Here is a 16,533-nt window from a genome sequence, read left to right on the forward strand (position 1 = left end):
TAAAACAAAGTTCTATTTTTACGATGAGGAATGGAGGGAATAGGATGGCTCAGCATTGGCAGGAGACTTTGCCTGTAGACCAATATATTGTGGCATCTGGCGGCTTATTGCATGACTACGATCGCAAGGTGCTCACTTTCTTATACCAGCCTTTGATTGGGCCAGCTTGTTTAAGCCTTTATATGACACTATGGGCTGAACTGGAAGAGAACCGGCTTTGGTCACAGCCTGTCACACACCATAACTTGATGACAATCATGGATATGAACCTGAAGGATATTTATCAGGCTCGCCAAAAACTTGAAGGCATGGGATTGCTGAAGACTTATGTGAAAAATGGCGAGGAAGGGCGTTCATTCATTTATGAATTGCAGCCGCCGCTGACTCCTGAACAATACTTCCTTGATGGCATGTTAAATGTCTATTTGTATCGCAAGGTCGGAAAAAATCAGTTTTTGCGGCTCAAGCGATTTTTCAGCGATAAAAGTACAGAATCCGAGCCTGGATATGAGGAGATTACGAAGGCATTCCAGGACGTTTTCTTATCTGTACCTACTCAGGCGCTTATCTATAATGAGGATTCAGCTGCCGATCTGGACACGGAGGAAGGCAACGCATTCATTGGCAGGGCAGAGGCTTCCAAAATACAGATTGACCCTGTGGAGTTCAACTTTGATTTGCTTTTGGGAGGACTTCAGGAATCTCTCATACCAAAAAAGGCTTTTACCTCGAGGGTTAAAGAAGCAATCAGCAATCTTGCTTTCCTATATGGAATTGATGCCCTGAAGATGAAGAACATCGTGTTGAGCTCTGTGAATGCTGAGAATGAAATTGATATAGAGGAATTACGGAAAGCCGCCCGTGACTGGTACCAATTTGAACACCAGGACCAGCTTCCTGCACTTATGGACCGGACGCAGCCAGTCCAGCATAAAGCTGGGATTGAGAAGCCGAAAACGCAGGAAGAGGAATTGGTGGTTTATTTTGAAAAAACATCCCCTCGTCAGCTTCTGATCGATCTCTCAGGTGGTGCCGAGCCGTCCAAAGGGGACCTGCAGATCATCGAAGAGGTTATGTTCAAGCAAAAGCTGCTGCCGGGAGTCGTGAATGTTTTAGTTCAATATGTTATGCTCAAGACGGATATGAAGCTGGCAAAGGGTTATATCGAAAAAATCGCCAGCCACTGGTCCAGGAAGCAGATATCGACGGTCAAGGATGCGATGCAGCTGGCTAAAAGCGAGCACAGGCAGTATCTTGAATGGGCTGATGGCAAGAAGACACCTTCTTCCTCTTCAGGCAAAAGAAAGCCGGTCCGCAAAGAGGTACTGCCGGATTGGTTTGGGAAAAAGGGCGAGGGTGAACCTCAGCAACAAACGGATCCTGCAGGCGCAGACCCTGATTTTGAAATAGAAAAGAAAAAGCTTGAAGAAGAACTGAAGAAATTCAAATCTGGGAGGTGATCCTTTTGCAAAACATTAATGAAACATTGAAGAAGCTGGCAAATAACCAGAATTTCCAGGAGCGCTATGAAGCGATTAAGAGGCAGGTCATGCAAGATAAGCACATCAAGGAATTCCTGGATGAGAATGCGGAGTATATCACCAGGGAAATGCTTGACGGCAGTATGTCAAAGCTGTATGAGTTCTCAAACCAGAGCAAAGGCTGTGAAGATTGCGAGAGCCTCGCAGGCTGCAAGAATATGATCAAGGGCTATGAGCCAGAGCTTTTCATAAAAGGAAATTTCATTGACATAAAATATGACCGATGCAAAAAGAAGGTCTTGCATGATGAGCAGCAAAAGAACGCACGCCTGATCAACAGCATTTTTGTGCCTAAGGAAATTTTGAAGGCATCGTTCGGGGATATTGAGGTTGACGCCGGAAGGTTTAATGCGATCAAGATGGCAAAAGATTTTGTTCAGAATTATGATCCGGGCCAAAAGCAAAAGGGCCTGTTCCTTCATGGACCGTTCGGAACAGGTAAATCCTACTTGCTTGGGGCAATCGCGAATGAACTGTCGCAGAAACAAGTCAGCTCATTAATCGTGTATGTGCCTGAATTTTTCCGTGAAATGAAAAATGCGATTGGTGACCATACTGTCAATGACAAGCTGGAAGCCATCAAAAAGGCAAATGTTCTCATGCTTGATGACATCGGAGCAGAAACCATGAGCAGCTGGGCAAGGGATGAAATCCTAGGGACAATCCTGCAGTTCCGCATGCTGGAGAACCTTCCAACCTTCTTTACATCGAACTTCGACCTTAAAGGGCTGGAGCATCATCTAACGCACAGCCAGCGGGGAGAAGAAGAACAATTGAAGGCAGCAAGAATCATGGAACGGATTAAATATCTTGCCGATCCGGTAAAAGTCGAAGGCAAGAATCGCAGAATATAAAAATGTGCCGCCGCTAATCAAGCTGCGGCGCATTTTTTTTTGCACTTATAACCATTTATACATCATATGGATACTTCTAAATTGTCCAAGTCCCCCATATATATAATCAGGGATTATTTAAGAGGGGGGATATGGTTGATTGAAATCATCTTCCAAAAAAAGCAGGATGCCTGGAATTTGTATCAGCATTTAGTCGCCAGGCTTGCTTCATGGCAGGAAACGAATTCAATTCTTCTTCATGAAGATCGAAATAGAGTGCTTATTCCAGAAGAATTTTATAAAAATGAAAAAATGCCGGTACTCAAAAAAAGTGTTTATGATTTTATTTTAAAGGTGAAACGTGATGATTGGCTAAGAGCCATCCTGGCAGAATCATATTTTTATAATGACAGTGAAGAACAGGATCAAATCCTTGATATCATTTACTCCGTCATAGAAGGCAGCCGTAAAGAACTTGTTCCTTTCATGGAAGGTGTCGAGGAACAAGGGATCATCCAGAGTTCAATCAATGAAATTTTCAATGAGAGAATTTCATTTTCTTTCGACTCATTTGTGATGTTCAGGCTGAAGGCCTATATTGAACAGCTCTCGAAATGGGTAGAGGTTGCGATCGATGAGTATAAGATGGAACAAGAATACCAGGTTTTCCTGCATACACTGAGAGATTTCCTGGAGGACAGGAAACCGCAGATGTCCTATTTATATCTGGTGATTGACGAAAATATGGCCTTCTATAATCAGCAATTCACAGAAATGAAACGGAGTGATCTGTTTAAAACGATTGACCGCAAGCTGCTTGTCAACCATCCTGTCTATGTTGACTCTGGAACGATTGCTCCGCTGCTGTCAATTGCGCCTGAGACCATTTACTTGTACACGGACGATCCCCACCAGCCGTTAGTGAGGACGATTATCAATCTTTTTGAAGAACGTGTGAAAGTCAGTCCGGTTTCCGCTTTCCAAGATGAAAAGGTAAACTTTTTTAAAGAGGAACGTGAAAATATACAATAGCCCACTTGATTTTCAAAACATTACAAACTATAATTACGTACATACTGAATCAATAGTAAATGTAATGATGAGGACATGGGCATTCTTGAATGGTTTCCAGAGAGGGAAGGCTTGGCTGAAAACTTCCTAACACTAAAAGAAACGCTTACCACCTCTGAACTCCAGCTATGAACGCCATAGGGCAAGTATTGGCTGGCGGCAGAAGCCGTTACCGCAACCAGAGCCATTCCTGCGTTAATTTTGCGCAAGAGTGGGAATTGGGTGGAACCACGTGTGATCAAACTCGTCCCTGTTTCAGGGACGGGTTTTTTTATTTTTCGCGCAAAAAATTGCGCCACTTTTTAAAGGGAGGAAAAGCCAATGGCAGACATGTTAAAAATATCGTTTCCAGATGGAGCAGTGAAGGAGTTTCCGGCAGGCACAACAACTGAAGATATTGCCAGCTCAATCAGCCCGGGCCTAAAGAAGAAAGCCATTGCCGGTATGGTCAATGGACAGCCGTATGATCTCAAGAGAGCGATCGAGGAGGATGCAGCAATTGAAATCGTCACTCCGGACCATCCAGAAGCGCTTGAAATCCTGCGCCACAGCTCAGCTCACTTAATGGCACAGGCAATCAAGCGTCTGTATAAAGATGTTAATCTCGGAGTAGGGCCGGTAATTGAAGGCGGCTTCTACTATGATATCGATATGGAACATTCCTTGTCTCCGGAAGACTTGCCGGAAATTGAAAAGGAAATGAAGAAAATCATCAATGAGAACATTGAGATTGTCCGTAAAGAGGTAAGCCGTGAGGAAGCAGTCAAGTTTTTCAAAGAGCTTGGTGACCCATATAAGCTTGAGTTGATTGAAGCAATCCCGGCGGATGAAAAGGTCACTCTTTATGAACAGGGAGACTTTGTCGACCTTTGCCGCGGCGTACATGTTCCATCGACTGGCAAGCTGAAGGAATTCAAACTGTTGAGCATTGCTGGTGCATACTGGCGCGGCGACAGTGACAACAAGATGCTCCAGCGTATTTACGGTACCGCTTTCTTCAAGAAGGAAGATTTGAAAGAGCACTTGAGGCTGCTTGAAGAAGCGAAAGAGCGTGATCACCGCAAACTTGGTAAAGAACTAAGTTTATTTACAAATTCACAGAAGGTAGGCCAGGGGCTTCCGTTATGGCTTCCAAAAGGTGCGACAATCCGCCGCATTATCGAACGCTATATCGTTGATAAAGAAGTGAGCCTTGGTTATGACCATGTCTACACTCCGGTAATGGGAAGTGTCGACCTTTATAAAACTTCCGGACACTGGGAACACTATCAGGAAAACATGTTCCCGGTAATGGAGATGGAAAATGAACAGCTTGTTTTAAGACCGATGAACTGTCCGCACCATATGATGGTGTACAAAAACAGCATCCACAGCTACAGAGAACTTCCAATCAGGATTGCCGAGCTTGGGACTATGCACCGTTATGAAATGTCTGGCGCGCTGGCTGGGCTGCAGCGTGTGCGCGGCATGACTTTGAACGATGCTCACCTCTTTGTCCGTCCTGATCAGATCAAGGAAGAGTTCAAGCGTGTAGTAGAGCTTGTCCTTGAAGTCTACAAGGATTTTGATATGAATGATTATTCGTTCCGTCTGTCATATCGCGATCCTGATGACAAAGAGAAATACTTCGATGATGACCAGATGTGGGAAAAGGCTCAAGCTATGCTTAAGGAAGCGATGGATGAAATGGGTCTTGATTACTTCGAAGCTGAAGGCGAAGCGGCATTCTACGGACCGAAGCTTGATGTCCAGGTTAAGACTGCACTTGGCAAAGAAGAAACTCTCTCAACTGTCCAGCTGGACTTCTTGCTTCCCGAACGCTTTGACCTGACTTATATCGGTGAAGATGGAAAGCATCATCGTCCTGTCGTCATCCACCGCGGTGTCGTATCGACTATGGAACGCTTTGTAGCCTTCCTGATCGAAGAATACAAAGGAGCGTTCCCGACTTGGCTGGCTCCAGTCCAGGCACAAATTATCCCTGTTTCACCTGCAGTTCACTATGACTATGCAAAAGAAATCAAAGAGAAGCTTAAAGCAGAAGGCTTCCGCGTTGAAATCGATGGCCGCGACGAAAAAATCGGCTATAAGATCCGTGAAGCGCAAATGCAGAAGGTTCCTTACATGCTCGTTGTCGGTGACAATGAAGTCGCTGACAAAGCAGTCAACGTCCGTAAATACGGCGAACAGAAATCCGAAACAATTTCATTTGATGAATTCCTGGAGTCATTCAGGAAGGAAGCGAAGAAATAAGAAAAGCGCAAGTGCCTTGATCAGCCCGGACAAGCGCTGGGGCTGGACATAAAATAAGAGGAGCCTGCTGGCTCCTCTTATTTTTATAAATTATTCAATTGGTTTGGAACAGGTAGGACACAAATTCTTTGTATAACTGCGTTGAATCCTCTGGCCGCAATTCCGGCATGATTTGATGTTTACAGGCTTATTGTCAATATCATTCGAAAAACCATAGCCAGTCCTGAAAAATTTCAATGCGGTGCCAGCGAGCAGTCCAGTGACCACACCGGTAATGATGATTGCGATCAGCATATGTACACCAGCTTTCCTGTCTATTTCTACCATCGATTATACCAAGAAATCATAAGTGGAAATATGATAAATTAACATATTAGGGATGCCTTTTTAAAGTTGAATTCAAGGAAGCGCGAAAAAAAGTATTGCAGCCTGAATTTCTATCTGATACAATACTTTTTGTTGCAGTTAACGAAAGTGATTCGTTTGACACATCAATTTCTTTATGCTATATTAGCAAGAGTAAACTGAATACAAGTTTTAGGAAAGAAGAAGCACCCGCTTCTCACCTGGCTGACGCGTTAAGGCTGTTGGCAGGTAATACGTAAACGTCTAATTATTTTGTTTCCGTAAGTGTGGGTGTCGTCGCCTGCACTTTTTTTATTGCAAAATAAAAATTGGACTATATCGTATGTCATTGTGTGAGCAAGATGAGGCTTCGGCCTGGCAATGTACTTCTTCTCCTTGACAATGTATTCGATAAAACCCTGGAGGTGGCTAATTATTAGCAAAGATGCGATGTTACTAAACGAGGGAATTCGTGCTCGCGAAATTCGTCTGATCGATCAAAACGGCGAGCAATTAGGAATTAAATCCAAAGCTGAGGCTCTTGAGATCGCAGCGCGCGTCAATCTTGATCTTGTGCTTGTTGCTCCGAACGCGAAGCCTCCTGTAGGCCGAATCATGGACTACGGAAAATTCAAGTTCGAACAGCAAAAGAAAGAAAAAGAAGCACGTAAGAACCAGAAGATCATCACAACAAAAGAAGTACGTCTTAGCCCGACAATTGATGAGCATGACTTCAACACGAAGTTGCGCAATGCTATCAAGTTCCTGGAAAAAGGCGATAAAGTTAAAGCATCAATCCGTTTTAAAGGCCGTGCTATAACTCATAAGGAAATCGGTCAGCGTGTTCTTGATCGCTTCTCTGAAGCTTGCAAAGATGTAGCGACAATTGAATCGCATCCAAAGATGGATGGCCGAAGCATGTTCCTGGTACTAGCACCTAAAACTGAAAAGTAACGAGGAGGAAGTCCCTATGCCAAAAATGAAAACTCACCGCGGCACTGCCAAGCGTTTCAAGAAAACTGGAACTGGCAAGCTTAAGCGTTCACACGCTTACACTAGCCACTTATTTGCTAACAAGTCTACAAAAGCTAAGCGTAAGCTTCGCAAATCTGCAATTGTTTCAAAAGGCGATTTCAAACGTATTCGTCACATGCTTGACAACATTAAGTAAACTCGAGCGAGCTCGATTTATATAGGAGGGAAATTACATGCCACGTGTAAAAGGCGGTACAGTTACGCGCAAGCGTCGTAAAAAAGTCATTAAATTAGCAAAAGGTTATTTCGGTTCTAAACATACATTATACAAAGTTGCTAACCAGCAGGTTATGAAGTCCCTAATGTATGCATTCCGCGACCGTCGCCAGAAGAAGCGCGACTTCCGCAAACTTTGGATTGCTCGTATCAACGCAGCAGCTCGCATGAACGGCCTTTCTTACAGCCGTATGATGCACGGCCTTAAGCTTGCAGGTATCGAAGTAAACCGCAAAATGCTTGCTGAACTTGCAGTAAGCGATGCAGCAGCATTCGCTCAATTGGCTGAAACAGCTAAGCAACAATTCAACAAGTAATCAAACCGATAAGACGAACCATTCTCATAATGAGAGTGGTTTTTTCTTTTATAAGGATCTTTTTGGAAACTTCTCGAGGAAAGGAAAACCGGCAGCTGTTTTTTACGTTTTTTACCGCAACCCTTGTTCCAGAATCTCCTCGAAAAGAGCCCAGATACCTTTAATAATGCTGAGCAAAAGTACATGTCCAAAGCAGTAATCAAGGGAAAGACAATCTTTTTTAAGATATAATGAGTCCATAGGAACTTGAAGGGGAAGTGGAGATGTGGAGAACTTGTTCTTGGCTGGCGTGATCTTAGTCATGAATCTTGCAGGATTCTTAATCATGGGAATGGATAAAAAGCGGGCAAGAAACAATCATTATCGAATAAGCGAAAAAACATTATGGAATATTGCATTTCTTGGAGGAGCGACCGGGGCAACAGCTGGAATGAAGCATTACAGACATAAGACGAAGCATGCCCAGTTTAAATATGGACTGCCGCTGCTGGCAATCATTGAGATTGGTATATTTACATATTTATTTAAGCTTTTGGCATAACAGCTTGTATGATTTTATAAGCTAGTAGCAACAAAGACTCGCGGGCAGGTGACAAGAATGGAAGATGCGTGGTCATTGCTGCTGATAATTGTGGAATCTGGAGGCTGGTATGCACCGGTTGTATTCATCTTGTTTCATGTTTTCCGCCAATTTGTTTTCATACCTCCTGCGGTTGTCTGTATCGCTGGCGGATTAATGTTTGGGGTCGTACCCGGAATTGTATATTCGCTGCTCGGTTTGTCGGGGGCGAGTATATTATTCTACTTTTTAATGAGACAGATTCCAGAGATGATGAACAAGCTAAGCAGGCTGAAAAAAAGGCTTGTAGGGCGCTTTAGGGATCTGACCGTCGCCCAGGTCGCGCTGTTGAGGCTTGTGCCGGTGATTCATTATCAGCTGCTAAGCTTTTGCCTATACGAGCGGAAAAGTAGTTTTAAAGACTTTCTGTTTGCTTCATTTCTCGCGAATATTCCATTCGTTATCTTTTATACGTTATTCGGGGAGTATGTCGGAGAGTTTAACTCAGCAACAGGCATCATATTAATGATTTTATTTTTGGTGTTAGCCTATATGTTACGGAAGAAAATTACCTTCATTAGGTGGCGGGAATTTTTTGATGCGACATCATAGGAAAAGTGCAAGACAAGTGCTGGATTGTATGATTCTGATGGCATTAGAAAAAGCGTCCGGTATTGGCCGGACGCTTTTTCATTTATAGCTCTTCATTCTGGTCATGATTCGCCATGAATTCCTTGATCGGACTTTTCCAGTCGATTTTAGCGGCCGGATAGTTCTCGCGGATTTTCCGTTCGATGAATTGGAAATCTTCCAAGACGAGTCCCTTCAACGCAGACGTTTTTTTAGGCCAGATGAAAATGGAAACAACTTCAAATGCAGATGGAGTTGTGCCTAAATACTTTTCACCTTCAAATAAAACACCCTTATATGTTAACAAGAAATTCTTCCGGACATTGTTTGTGTCATCCAATAAGAAATAGCGCTTCTGCTCATGAGCAAGCTCCAGCTTCCTTTTCGGATGAAATAAATACTTCACCGCGCTATATATCAGGAAAATGAATATGAGTAATAAAATAAGACGTAAAAGCAGGATCATGACTGCCCCTCCAATGCGAACTTTCCTTATTTACGGATGAGATTCCAAATAGTTTCAACTATTTTATAATTGATTTATACTTTTTTTAGTGGCGTATCGGCACGAGCAGAAAATAGGTTTGAGGGAAACCGGGGAAAGCTGACCGTAGTCAGGTCAAGTTAGGACAGGTTTGACTGAGAACGAGGGAAACCTGTCAAAATAAAGCCGGAATTATGACAGGTTTGAAGGGAGACAAGGAAAAGCTGTCAAAATAACATCGGATTTGATACAGAATTGGAGTATAAGAAGTTAATGGCTGTCTGTTATCCGGAAGCCGGTTTCTTTTAAGTGATAAAATGACTAGATGGAGCTGACAATGAATACAATTACCCTATTTAAAATGCAAAAAGCACTGGACCAACATATTGAATCGCAGCATAAATTAGAGCATGAGGATTTATTTGACAGGAAGGTCCTTGCGCTGCTTGTTGAAATCGGCGAGCTTGCGAATGAAACGAGATGCTTCAAGTTTTGGAGTGTAAAGCCGCCCTCCCAAACAGAGATCATCCTTGAGGAATTTGTGGATGGAGTTCATTTTATCCTGTCTCTGGGCATTGAGTGTGGATTTGAAAGTCTTGAGTCCATTACTCAAAACGGATCTGAGGAAACCGATACAAGCAAGCAGTTTCTCTCGATTTATAAGTCCGTCCATAAATTCAGGAACAGCCGCAGGAAAGAAGATTACGAACAATTATTTCAGGGCTACCTGAAGCTTGCCCAGATGCTTGGTCTGAATGAGGATCAAATTGAGCAGGCATATATTAAGAAAAATGAAGTAAATTATGAGAGGCAGCGAAAAGGTTATTAGGCAGAATTTTTTGTACAATACCCGTGATGTCTAGTATAATGGAACTCGAAACTACATATTAAGGGAGTCGAAATAATGGCGAAATTAGATGAAACATTAACAATGCTAAAAGATTTAACCGATGCCAAGGGCATTCCCGGCAATGAGCGTGAGCCTAGAGAAGTAATGAAGAAATACATAACTCCATTCGCTGATGAAGTAACGACGGACGGCCTGGGCAGCCTGGTCGCAAAGAAAGTCGGCAATGAGAATGGACCGAAAATCATGGTTGCTGGCCACCTTGACGAAGTTGGCTTCATGGTGACAAGCATCGATGACAAAGGATTCATCCGCTTCCAGACAGTCGGCGGCTGGTGGAGCCAGGTCATGCTTGCACAACGCGTGACCATCGTTACCCGCCAAGGGGAAATCACTGGGGTCATCGGTTCTAAACCGCCTCACATCCTTCCGCCAGAAGCACGCAAAAAGCCAGTTGATATCAAAGATATGTTCATCGATATCGGTGCATCAAGCCGTGACGAAGCGAAGGAATGGGGAGTTACTCCTGGCGACATGGTCGTACCTTACTTCGAATTTACTGTCATGAACAATGAAAAGATGCTTCTTGCAAAAGCATGGGATAACCGCATTGGCTGTGCGATTGCGATCGATGTCCTGAAGGGTCTTAAAGATGCTGAGCATCCGAACGTCGTATATGGCGTCGGAACAGTTCAGGAAGAAGTCGGCCTTCGCGGTGCGAAAACTTCCGCTCAAATGATCCAGCCTGACATCGCTTTCGGCGTTGATGTAGGAATCGCCGGAGATACTCCTGGCGTTACCGAAAAAGAGGCGCTCAGCAAAATGGGTGACGGACCACAGATCATCATCTATGATGCATCGATGGTATCACACAAGGGACTTCGTGACTTTGTCACAGACCTGGCTGATGAGCTGAACATTCCATATCAGTTCGATGCAGTAGCAGGCGGAGGAACGGATTCTGGTGCTATCCACCTGACACATCGCGGTGTACCAGCGTTGTCCATCACAATTGCGACACGCTACATCCACTCGCACGCAGCAATGCTTCACCGTGACGACTACGAAAACGCTGTAAAGCTGATCGTTGAAGTCATCAAGCGTCTTGATAAAGAAACAGTTGAAAAAATCACTTTCGAATAAGCAATAAAAGAGGGAGCCGATGGCTTCCTCTTCTCTGTTTTAAGGCTCTCTTCTCAAACTTTGTTGCTATTGACCGCAAAATCCTATTGAATAAACTATGTTACTTTGCAAAGGTGGCTCTACTGATGAGAAAAGAGCATGCAACTTAATACCGACCTACTATTTAGCTTATATCACTTTAAAAGCGGCTTTAGGTTTTTCACATTGACTGTTGGTAATCTAGATTCTTAAAGGTTACACCTCTTTGATAAAGCAACAAAGTTTACGAAAAGAGCCAAAAAAAAGAACTCCTCAAAATGAAGGAGTCCTTCCCAATTTATTGCTTTCCTTTCAATCCATCTTCCAGTGCATTCAGCATTTCCTGCTTTTCTTCTTCAGAAGCGTTCTGCCAGATTACCTCGAACAAAACTCCCAGTCCCGGAAGCATTTTTTCCTCGCCATTCTGGATTGCGTCGACGATCGTATCTTTAAGCTCGTCCTGTGAGTTTCCTGCTACATTTGAAATGACAGCATTCCTAAGGTTTAAATTCATCCTTTGCTTAAACTCCTTTCAAAATACCAAGATGGTTATAGGATTAACAATTTTGGTTTTATTATGTATCTGTTTTGAGCTATAATAGTAAAATTGACAAGCCATATTAAAGGAGAGCCAGAGTTGAAGTACATTCAATCTGATAAAAATCCGCAAGTTAAACAGTGGAAGAAATTGCTGACGCGCAAGGAACGTGACAAGTCCGGCATGTTTCTTGTCGAGGGCTTCCATTTAGTTGAAGAAGCACTCACGAAAAAAGAAGATGTTGACGAAATTATTTTAAGCGAAAAAACGGAGTTGCCGCCTGGTCTCGATTACGGCTCCATTTCGGTTACGGTTGTAACGGATGAAATCAGCAAGCAGCTCGCTGATACGGAAACAACTCAGGGGATATTTGCAGTATGCCGGCAATCTAAGCAGACGCTGACAGAAGGAAAAAGCTATTTGCTGATTGATTCTGTCCAGGACCCGGGCAACCTTGGCACGATGATCAGGACAGCCGATGCAGCCGGGATTGATGCAGTCGTTGTCGGCAAAGGCAGTGTCGATATGTATAATCCAAAGGTTCTGCGTTCTGCCCAGGGAAGCCATTTCCATTTGCCAGTTGTAAATGGTGATCTTTCGGAATGGATCACTGAGCTTCAAGCTAAAAACATACCGGTTTATGGAACTGCCCTTGAAAATGGAGTTGTTTACACAGAGGCGCACAGCAACGAAGCATTCGCCCTCCTCGTTGGAAATGAAGGAAGCGGCGTAAATAAAGAACTGCTGGAAAAAACAACGCAAAATCTCTATATCCCACTCTACGGCAAAAGTGAGTCGCTGAATGTCGCGGTCGCAGCAGGTATTTTACTATATTATTTAAAAACAGCAAAATAGGCTCATTTTTTCTTAAAACCATTTGATACTGCGCAAAGAATATACTATAATAAACACCAAAATTAATATTTTAAAAACGATGACGGAGAAAAGTAGCTTGAGGATGGCCATCCAGGGAGAAAATGCCGATGACTGGAAGCATTTTTATGGAACCAGGCAAGCGAAGTTCACCTCCTGAGTTGGCGTCGGGACCGCTTTTATAAGCGTAAAGATGCATCGGCACAAAAGCCGTTATCTCAATGAAGCGAACACGTAATACATAACTGTATTGCCTGTTAAAAAGGGTGGTACCGCGATAACCAAGACCTCGTCCCTTTATCCGGGATGAGGTCTTTTTGTGTTCAAAAAAAGAAGAAATTGAAGGAGGATTTACCATGCAGGATCGTTTAAAAGAACTGCAGGCTGAGGCTCTTGCAAAAGTCGCTGCAGCAGCTGACCTTAAAGAATTGAATGATATCCGCGTTTCCTATCTTGGGAAAAAAGGTCCAATCACAGAAGTGTTAAAAGGAATGGGCAAGTTATCGGCTGAAGAAAGGCCGAAAATGGGTGCCCTGGCCAATGAAGTCCGCGATGCGATTTCCGGCCAGATTGAAGTGAAGCAAAAGGAACTCGAGGAAGCAGCCGTTCAAAAACAATTGGCAGCTGAAGAAATTGATGTTACCCTTCCTGGCAGACCTGTAAAGACTGGGAGCCATCATCCGCTTACAAGCATCATCGAGGAGATTGAAGATCTTTTCATCGGCATGGGTTACACAGTAGAAGAAGGTCCAGAAGTTGAAAAAGATTACTATAACTTTGAAGCATTGAACCTTCCGAAAGGACACCCCGCGCGTGACATGCAGGATTCATTCTACATCACAGAAGAAACACTGATGCGCACACATACATCCCCAGTCCAGGCAAGGACAATGGAAAAACATCAGGGCAAGGGTCCTGTGAAAATCATCTGCCCGGGCAAGGTATATCGCCGTGACAACGATGATGCGACACACTCCCACCAGTTCATGCAAATTGAAGGCCTTGTAGTTGACGAGAATGTCAGGATGAGTGACCTTAAAGGTACTCTTGAAGTTTTTGCAAAGAAAATGTTCGGCGAAGACCGCGAAATCCGTCTGCGCCCTAGCTTCTTCCCTTTCACTGAGCCATCTGTCGAAATGGATATCTCCTGCAAAATCTGCGGTGGATCAGGCTGCAGCGTATGTAAGGGTACCGGCTGGATCGAAATCCTTGGAGCTGGGATGGTCCATCCGCACGTACTGGAGATGGCTGGATATGATTCAAAGAAATACACTGGCTTTGCCTTTGGAATGGGACCTGAGCGTATTGCGATGCTCAAGTATGGAGTCGATGACATCCGTCATTTCTATACAAACGATGTCCGTTTCTTGAAGCAATTTTCAGTGGAAGAATAAGGATTAGGAGGGTAAAACCATGTTGGTATCATATAAATGGCTGCAGGAATATATCGATTTGGAAGGCGTATCTGCTGAAGAGCTTGCCGAAAAAATCACGAAAAGCGGCATCGAGGTAGAAGGCGTTGAAAAATTAAATGAAGGCTTGAAGGGCGTAGTTGTCGGCCATGTACTTGAATGCGAAAAGCATCCGAATGCAGAGAAGCTGAACAAAACACTCGTTGACCTTGGAAACGGTGAGACAGTCCAGATTATCTGCGGCGCACCGAATGTCGGTAAAGGACAGAAGGTTGCCGTTGCAACAGTAGGTGCTGTTTTGCCTGGCAACTTCAAAATTAAAAAAGCAAAACTTCGCGGGGAAGAATCCCACGGTATGATTTGCTCGCTTCAGGAGCTTGGCATTGAAGGCAAGCTGGCACCGAAGGAGTATGCTGAGGGAATCTACAATTTCACTCCTGACACGGAAATCGGCCAGGACGCGCTTGAAGTCCTTAACAGGGATGACGAAATCCTTGAGCTTGGTTTGACTCCAAACCGTGCTGATGCGATGAGCATGCTTGGTGTCGCCTATGAGGTTGGAGCGATTCTAGGTAAGGATGTTAAACTCCCGAATCCACAGCCTGAGACTTCATCAGAGCAGGCAAGCGACTATATTAACGTAACGGTTGAGGCCAAAGAAGATAACCCTCTATACGTTGCGAAAGTGATCAAGAATGTAAAAGTTGGCCCATCACCAGTCTGGCTGCAAACAAGATTGATGGCTGCTGGCATCCGTCCACACAATAACGTGGTTGATATCACGAACTTTATCTTATTGGAGTACGGACAGCCGCTTCACGCATTCGATTACGATAAATTGGGATCAAAAGATATCCTAGTCCGCCGCGCAAAGGATGGCGAAGTGATCGAAACACTTGATGATGTGAAACGCACATTGACTCCTGATCACCTAGTCATCACTAACGGAACAGAGCCGGTTGCGCTTGCAGGCGTAATGGGCGGAGCAAATTCCGAGGTAGGCAGCGATACAACGACTGTCCTGCTTGAGTCTGCTTATTTTACAGGAGGTGCGATCCGAAAGGCTTCAAAGGACCATGGTTTGCGAAGCGAAGCAAGCTCGCGTTATGAAAAAGGCGTGGATCCTGAAAGGGTGCGTCCAGCTGCGGAACGTGCGGCTGAATTGATGATCGAGCTTGCTGGAGGGGAACTTCTTGGCGGCGTAGTGGAAGCAGATTTCCTCGATGTGAAGCCAGCTGTTGTTTCAACCACTCTTGGAAAAATCAATAAAGTATTGGGAACAGAGCTTGAAATGAAGCAGGTCGAGAACATTTTTGCCCGCCTGAAGTTCGAAACTACTGTCGACAATGACATAATTACAGTCACAGTTCCTACTCGCCGCGGGGACATTACAATTGAAGAAGATCTTATTGAGGAAGTTGGCCGTCTGTATGGCTATGACAATCTGCCGACAACCCTTCCTGAAGGTCAGTCAACACCTGGACATCTTTCTGAATATCAGAAAAAGCGCCGTGTTGTCCGCCGCTACATGGAGGGCGCAGGCCTTTACCAGGCAGTGACGTATTCCCTTACCAGCGCGGAGAAAGCGACACAGTACGCATTGGATAAGCGAGAGCCTGTTGAACTGGCAATGCCGATGAGTGAAGACCGCAGCCTGTTGCGCTTAAGCATCGTGCCCCAGCTGCTCGAAGTATTGAAATACAATAATGCTCGCCAGATTGACAGTGTAGCTGTTTATGAAACGGGAGCAGTCTTCCTGAAAAACAACAACGAAGAGCTTCCAGAGGAGCGCGAACACCTTGCTGCAGCCATCACAGGCCTGTGGGAAAGCCATCCATGGCAAGGTGAAAAGAAGCCTGTAGATTTCTTTGTATTAAAAGGAATTGTAGAAGGCCTGTCTGCCAAGCTGGGCCTTGAAAGCCAGCTAGGATTCCTAAAGGCTCAGCTGGATGGACTGCACCCTGGACGTACGGCAGAAATTATGCTGAACGGCCGCGTGGTCGGCTTCATCGGCCAAGTTCATCCAACCATGCAAAAATCACTCGACCTGAAAGAAACTTATGTTTTCGAGTTATCACTAAAAGCATTATTGGAAGCAGAAACTGCACCGCTGCAGTACACTGCAATCCCGCGCTTCCCATCCATCACAAGGGATATAGCCCTTGTTGTGGAAAAAGCAACTGCCGCCGGCGACCTGGAGAAGATCATCACTGAAGCAGGCGGAGTACTTTTAAAAGAAGTACATGTTTTCGATCTTTACGAAGGTGAAAAAATGGAAGAAGGCAAGAAATCACTTGCATTCTCACTGAAATACTTCGATCCAGAAAAAACACTGACAGACGAAGACATTGCTAAAGCACATAATAAAGTCCTTGCAGCTCTTGAAGAAAAAGCTGGAGCAGTATTAAGAGGATAAAT

Annotated in this window: 17 protein-coding genes and 2 other annotated features; of the genes, 14 read left to right on the forward strand and 3 right to left on the reverse strand. The window is 44.3% G+C overall.

Features of this window, described 5'->3' with window-relative positions; all coding sequences use genetic code 11:
* The first annotated feature begins 44 nt into the window (after positions 1 to 44).
* The 4 genes from J7E37_RS11215 (at position 45) to thrS (ending at position 5,698) form a co-directional block, all read left to right on the forward strand.
* The gene (locus J7E37_RS11215) at positions 45 to 1,460 is read left to right on the forward strand and encodes a replication initiation and membrane attachment family protein (RefSeq protein WP_214777812.1); all 1,416 of its coding nucleotides are present in this window, start codon (positions 45 to 47) and stop codon (positions 1,458 to 1,460) included.
* A 5-nt stretch (positions 1,461 to 1,465) separates the two neighbouring features.
* On the forward strand, positions 1,466 to 2,395 hold the full coding sequence (gene dnaI / locus J7E37_RS11220; protein WP_214777813.1) for a primosomal protein DnaI: 930 nt from the start codon (positions 1,466 to 1,468) through the stop codon (positions 2,393 to 2,395).
* 135 nt (positions 2,396 to 2,530) lie between these two features.
* A complete protein-coding gene (gene ytxC, locus J7E37_RS11225) occupies positions 2,531 to 3,406 on the forward strand; it encodes a putative sporulation protein YtxC (protein WP_215023936.1) in 876 nt (291 codons plus the stop codon).
* A 360-nt stretch (positions 3,407 to 3,766) separates the two neighbouring features.
* Positions 3,767 to 5,698: a threonine--tRNA ligase gene (gene thrS / locus J7E37_RS11230; protein WP_214777817.1), complete on the forward strand. Its 1,932-nt coding sequence runs from the start codon at positions 3,767 to 3,769 to the stop codon at positions 5,696 to 5,698.
* Positions 5,699 to 5,788: 90 nt separating this feature from the next.
* On the opposite strand, the gene J7E37_RS11235 is transcribed toward thrS, so the two are convergent.
* A complete protein-coding gene (locus tag J7E37_RS11235; protein WP_214777819.1) occupies positions 5,789 to 6,025 on the reverse strand; it encodes a hypothetical protein in 237 nt (78 codons plus the stop codon).
* A gap of 210 nt (positions 6,026 to 6,235) precedes the next feature.
* Positions 6,236 to 6,362 (forward strand) — a sequence feature (ribosomal protein L20 leader region).
* 113 nt (positions 6,363 to 6,475) lie between these two features.
* On the opposite strand from J7E37_RS11235, the gene infC reads away from it, so the two are divergent.
* The 5 genes from infC (at position 6,476) to J7E37_RS11260 (ending at position 8,782) form a co-directional block, all read left to right on the forward strand.
* Positions 6,476 to 6,997, forward strand: a complete 522-nt coding sequence (infC, locus tag J7E37_RS11240) for a translation initiation factor IF-3 (protein ID WP_167832854.1) — start codon at positions 6,476 to 6,478, stop codon at positions 6,995 to 6,997.
* Positions 6,998 to 7,013: 16 nt separating this feature from the next.
* Positions 7,014 to 7,214, forward strand: coding sequence for a 50S ribosomal protein L35 (gene rpmI, locus J7E37_RS11245; protein ID WP_023627047.1), 201 nt, complete (start codon positions 7,014 to 7,016; stop codon positions 7,212 to 7,214).
* A gap of 37 nt (positions 7,215 to 7,251) precedes the next feature.
* Positions 7,252 to 7,611: a 50S ribosomal protein L20 gene (gene rplT, locus J7E37_RS11250; protein WP_102263819.1), complete on the forward strand. Its 360-nt coding sequence runs from the start codon at positions 7,252 to 7,254 to the stop codon at positions 7,609 to 7,611.
* 265 nt (positions 7,612 to 7,876) lie between these two features.
* The gene (locus tag J7E37_RS11255) at positions 7,877 to 8,152 is read left to right on the forward strand and encodes a DUF1294 domain-containing protein (RefSeq protein WP_353050011.1); all 276 of its coding nucleotides are present in this window, start codon (positions 7,877 to 7,879) and stop codon (positions 8,150 to 8,152) included.
* A 57-nt stretch (positions 8,153 to 8,209) separates the two neighbouring features.
* Positions 8,210 to 8,782, forward strand: coding sequence for a TVP38/TMEM64 family protein (locus J7E37_RS11260; RefSeq protein WP_215023938.1), 573 nt, complete (start codon positions 8,210 to 8,212; stop codon positions 8,780 to 8,782).
* 82 nt (positions 8,783 to 8,864) lie between these two features.
* Here J7E37_RS11260 and J7E37_RS11265 read toward each other — a convergent pair whose 3' ends face one another.
* Positions 8,865 to 9,266 (reverse strand): sigma-w pathway protein ysdB, encoded by a 402-nt coding sequence (locus tag J7E37_RS11265; RefSeq protein WP_214777825.1) that lies wholly within the window; start codon positions 9,264 to 9,266, stop codon positions 8,865 to 8,867.
* Positions 9,267 to 9,621: 355 nt separating this feature from the next.
* On the opposite strand from J7E37_RS11265, the gene J7E37_RS11270 reads away from it, so the two are divergent.
* Together J7E37_RS11270 and J7E37_RS11275 are read left to right on the forward strand one after the other, a co-directional pair.
* Complete coding sequence (locus J7E37_RS11270; protein WP_214778684.1) at positions 9,622 to 10,113, forward strand: dUTP diphosphatase; 492 nt, start codon at positions 9,622 to 9,624, stop codon at positions 10,111 to 10,113.
* A 75-nt stretch (positions 10,114 to 10,188) separates the two neighbouring features.
* Positions 10,189 to 11,274, forward strand: a complete 1,086-nt coding sequence (locus J7E37_RS11275; RefSeq protein WP_215023940.1) for a M42 family metallopeptidase — start codon at positions 10,189 to 10,191, stop codon at positions 11,272 to 11,274.
* Positions 11,275 to 11,590: 316 nt separating this feature from the next.
* On the opposite strand, the gene sspI is transcribed toward J7E37_RS11275, so the two are convergent.
* Positions 11,591 to 11,806 carry a small acid-soluble spore protein SspI gene (gene sspI, locus J7E37_RS11280; protein WP_023627056.1) on the reverse strand — a complete coding sequence of 72 codons (216 nt, stop codon included), beginning with the start codon at positions 11,804 to 11,806 and terminating at the stop codon, positions 11,591 to 11,593.
* A 123-nt stretch (positions 11,807 to 11,929) separates the two neighbouring features.
* Between sspI and J7E37_RS11285 the strand changes: the two genes are divergently transcribed.
* The 3 genes from J7E37_RS11285 to pheT all read left to right on the forward strand — a co-directional run bounded on the left by J7E37_RS11285 (position 11,930) and on the right by pheT (position 16,531).
* Entirely contained in the window at positions 11,930 to 12,685 is a 756-nt protein-coding gene (locus J7E37_RS11285) for a TrmH family RNA methyltransferase (RefSeq protein ID WP_214777829.1), read from the forward strand.
* A gap of 70 nt (positions 12,686 to 12,755) precedes the next feature.
* Positions 12,756 to 13,003 (forward strand) — a binding site (T-box leader).
* Between the two features lie 56 nt (positions 13,004 to 13,059).
* The gene (gene pheS, locus J7E37_RS11290; RefSeq protein ID WP_214777831.1) at positions 13,060 to 14,097 is read left to right on the forward strand and encodes a phenylalanine--tRNA ligase subunit alpha; all 1,038 of its coding nucleotides are present in this window, start codon (positions 13,060 to 13,062) and stop codon (positions 14,095 to 14,097) included.
* A gap of 19 nt (positions 14,098 to 14,116) precedes the next feature.
* A complete protein-coding gene (gene pheT, locus J7E37_RS11295) occupies positions 14,117 to 16,531 on the forward strand; it encodes a phenylalanine--tRNA ligase subunit beta (protein ID WP_214777832.1) in 2,415 nt (804 codons plus the stop codon).
* Positions 16,532 to 16,533: the final 2 nt, after the last annotated feature.

Source organism: Bacillus sp. ISL-39, assembly GCF_018613295.1.
Lineage (GTDB): Bacteria > Bacillota > Bacilli > Bacillales > Cytobacillaceae > Mesobacillus.

Excerpts from the sequence above, each read along its gene's own strand:
- J7E37_RS11215 (WP_214777812.1), top strand. The coding sequence starts at position 45 with ATGGCTCAGCATTGGCAGGAGACTTTGCCTGTAGACCAATATATTGTG.
- thrS (WP_214777817.1), top strand. The coding sequence starts at position 3,767 with ATGGCAGACATGTTAAAAATATCGTTTCCAGATGGAGCAGTGAAGGAG.
- J7E37_RS11235 (WP_214777819.1), bottom strand. The coding sequence starts at position 6,025 with ATGGTAGAAATAGACAGGAAAGCTGGTGTACATATGCTGATCGCAATC.
- rpmI (WP_023627047.1), top strand. The coding sequence starts at position 7,014 with ATGCCAAAAATGAAAACTCACCGCGGCACTGCCAAGCGTTTCAAGAAA.
- rplT (WP_102263819.1), top strand. The coding sequence starts at position 7,252 with ATGCCACGTGTAAAAGGCGGTACAGTTACGCGCAAGCGTCGTAAAAAA.
- J7E37_RS11260 (WP_215023938.1), top strand. The coding sequence starts at position 8,210 with ATGGAAGATGCGTGGTCATTGCTGCTGATAATTGTGGAATCTGGAGGC.
- J7E37_RS11265 (WP_214777825.1), bottom strand. The coding sequence starts at position 9,266 with ATGATCCTGCTTTTACGTCTTATTTTATTACTCATATTCATTTTCCTG.
- J7E37_RS11270 (WP_214778684.1), top strand. The coding sequence starts at position 9,622 with ATGAATACAATTACCCTATTTAAAATGCAAAAAGCACTGGACCAACAT.
- J7E37_RS11275 (WP_215023940.1), top strand. The coding sequence starts at position 10,189 with ATGGCGAAATTAGATGAAACATTAACAATGCTAAAAGATTTAACCGAT.
- sspI (WP_023627056.1), bottom strand. The coding sequence starts at position 11,806 with ATGAATTTAAACCTTAGGAATGCTGTCATTTCAAATGTAGCAGGAAAC.
- pheS (WP_214777831.1), top strand. The coding sequence starts at position 13,060 with ATGCAGGATCGTTTAAAAGAACTGCAGGCTGAGGCTCTTGCAAAAGTC.
- pheT (WP_214777832.1), top strand. The coding sequence starts at position 14,117 with ATGTTGGTATCATATAAATGGCTGCAGGAATATATCGATTTGGAAGGC.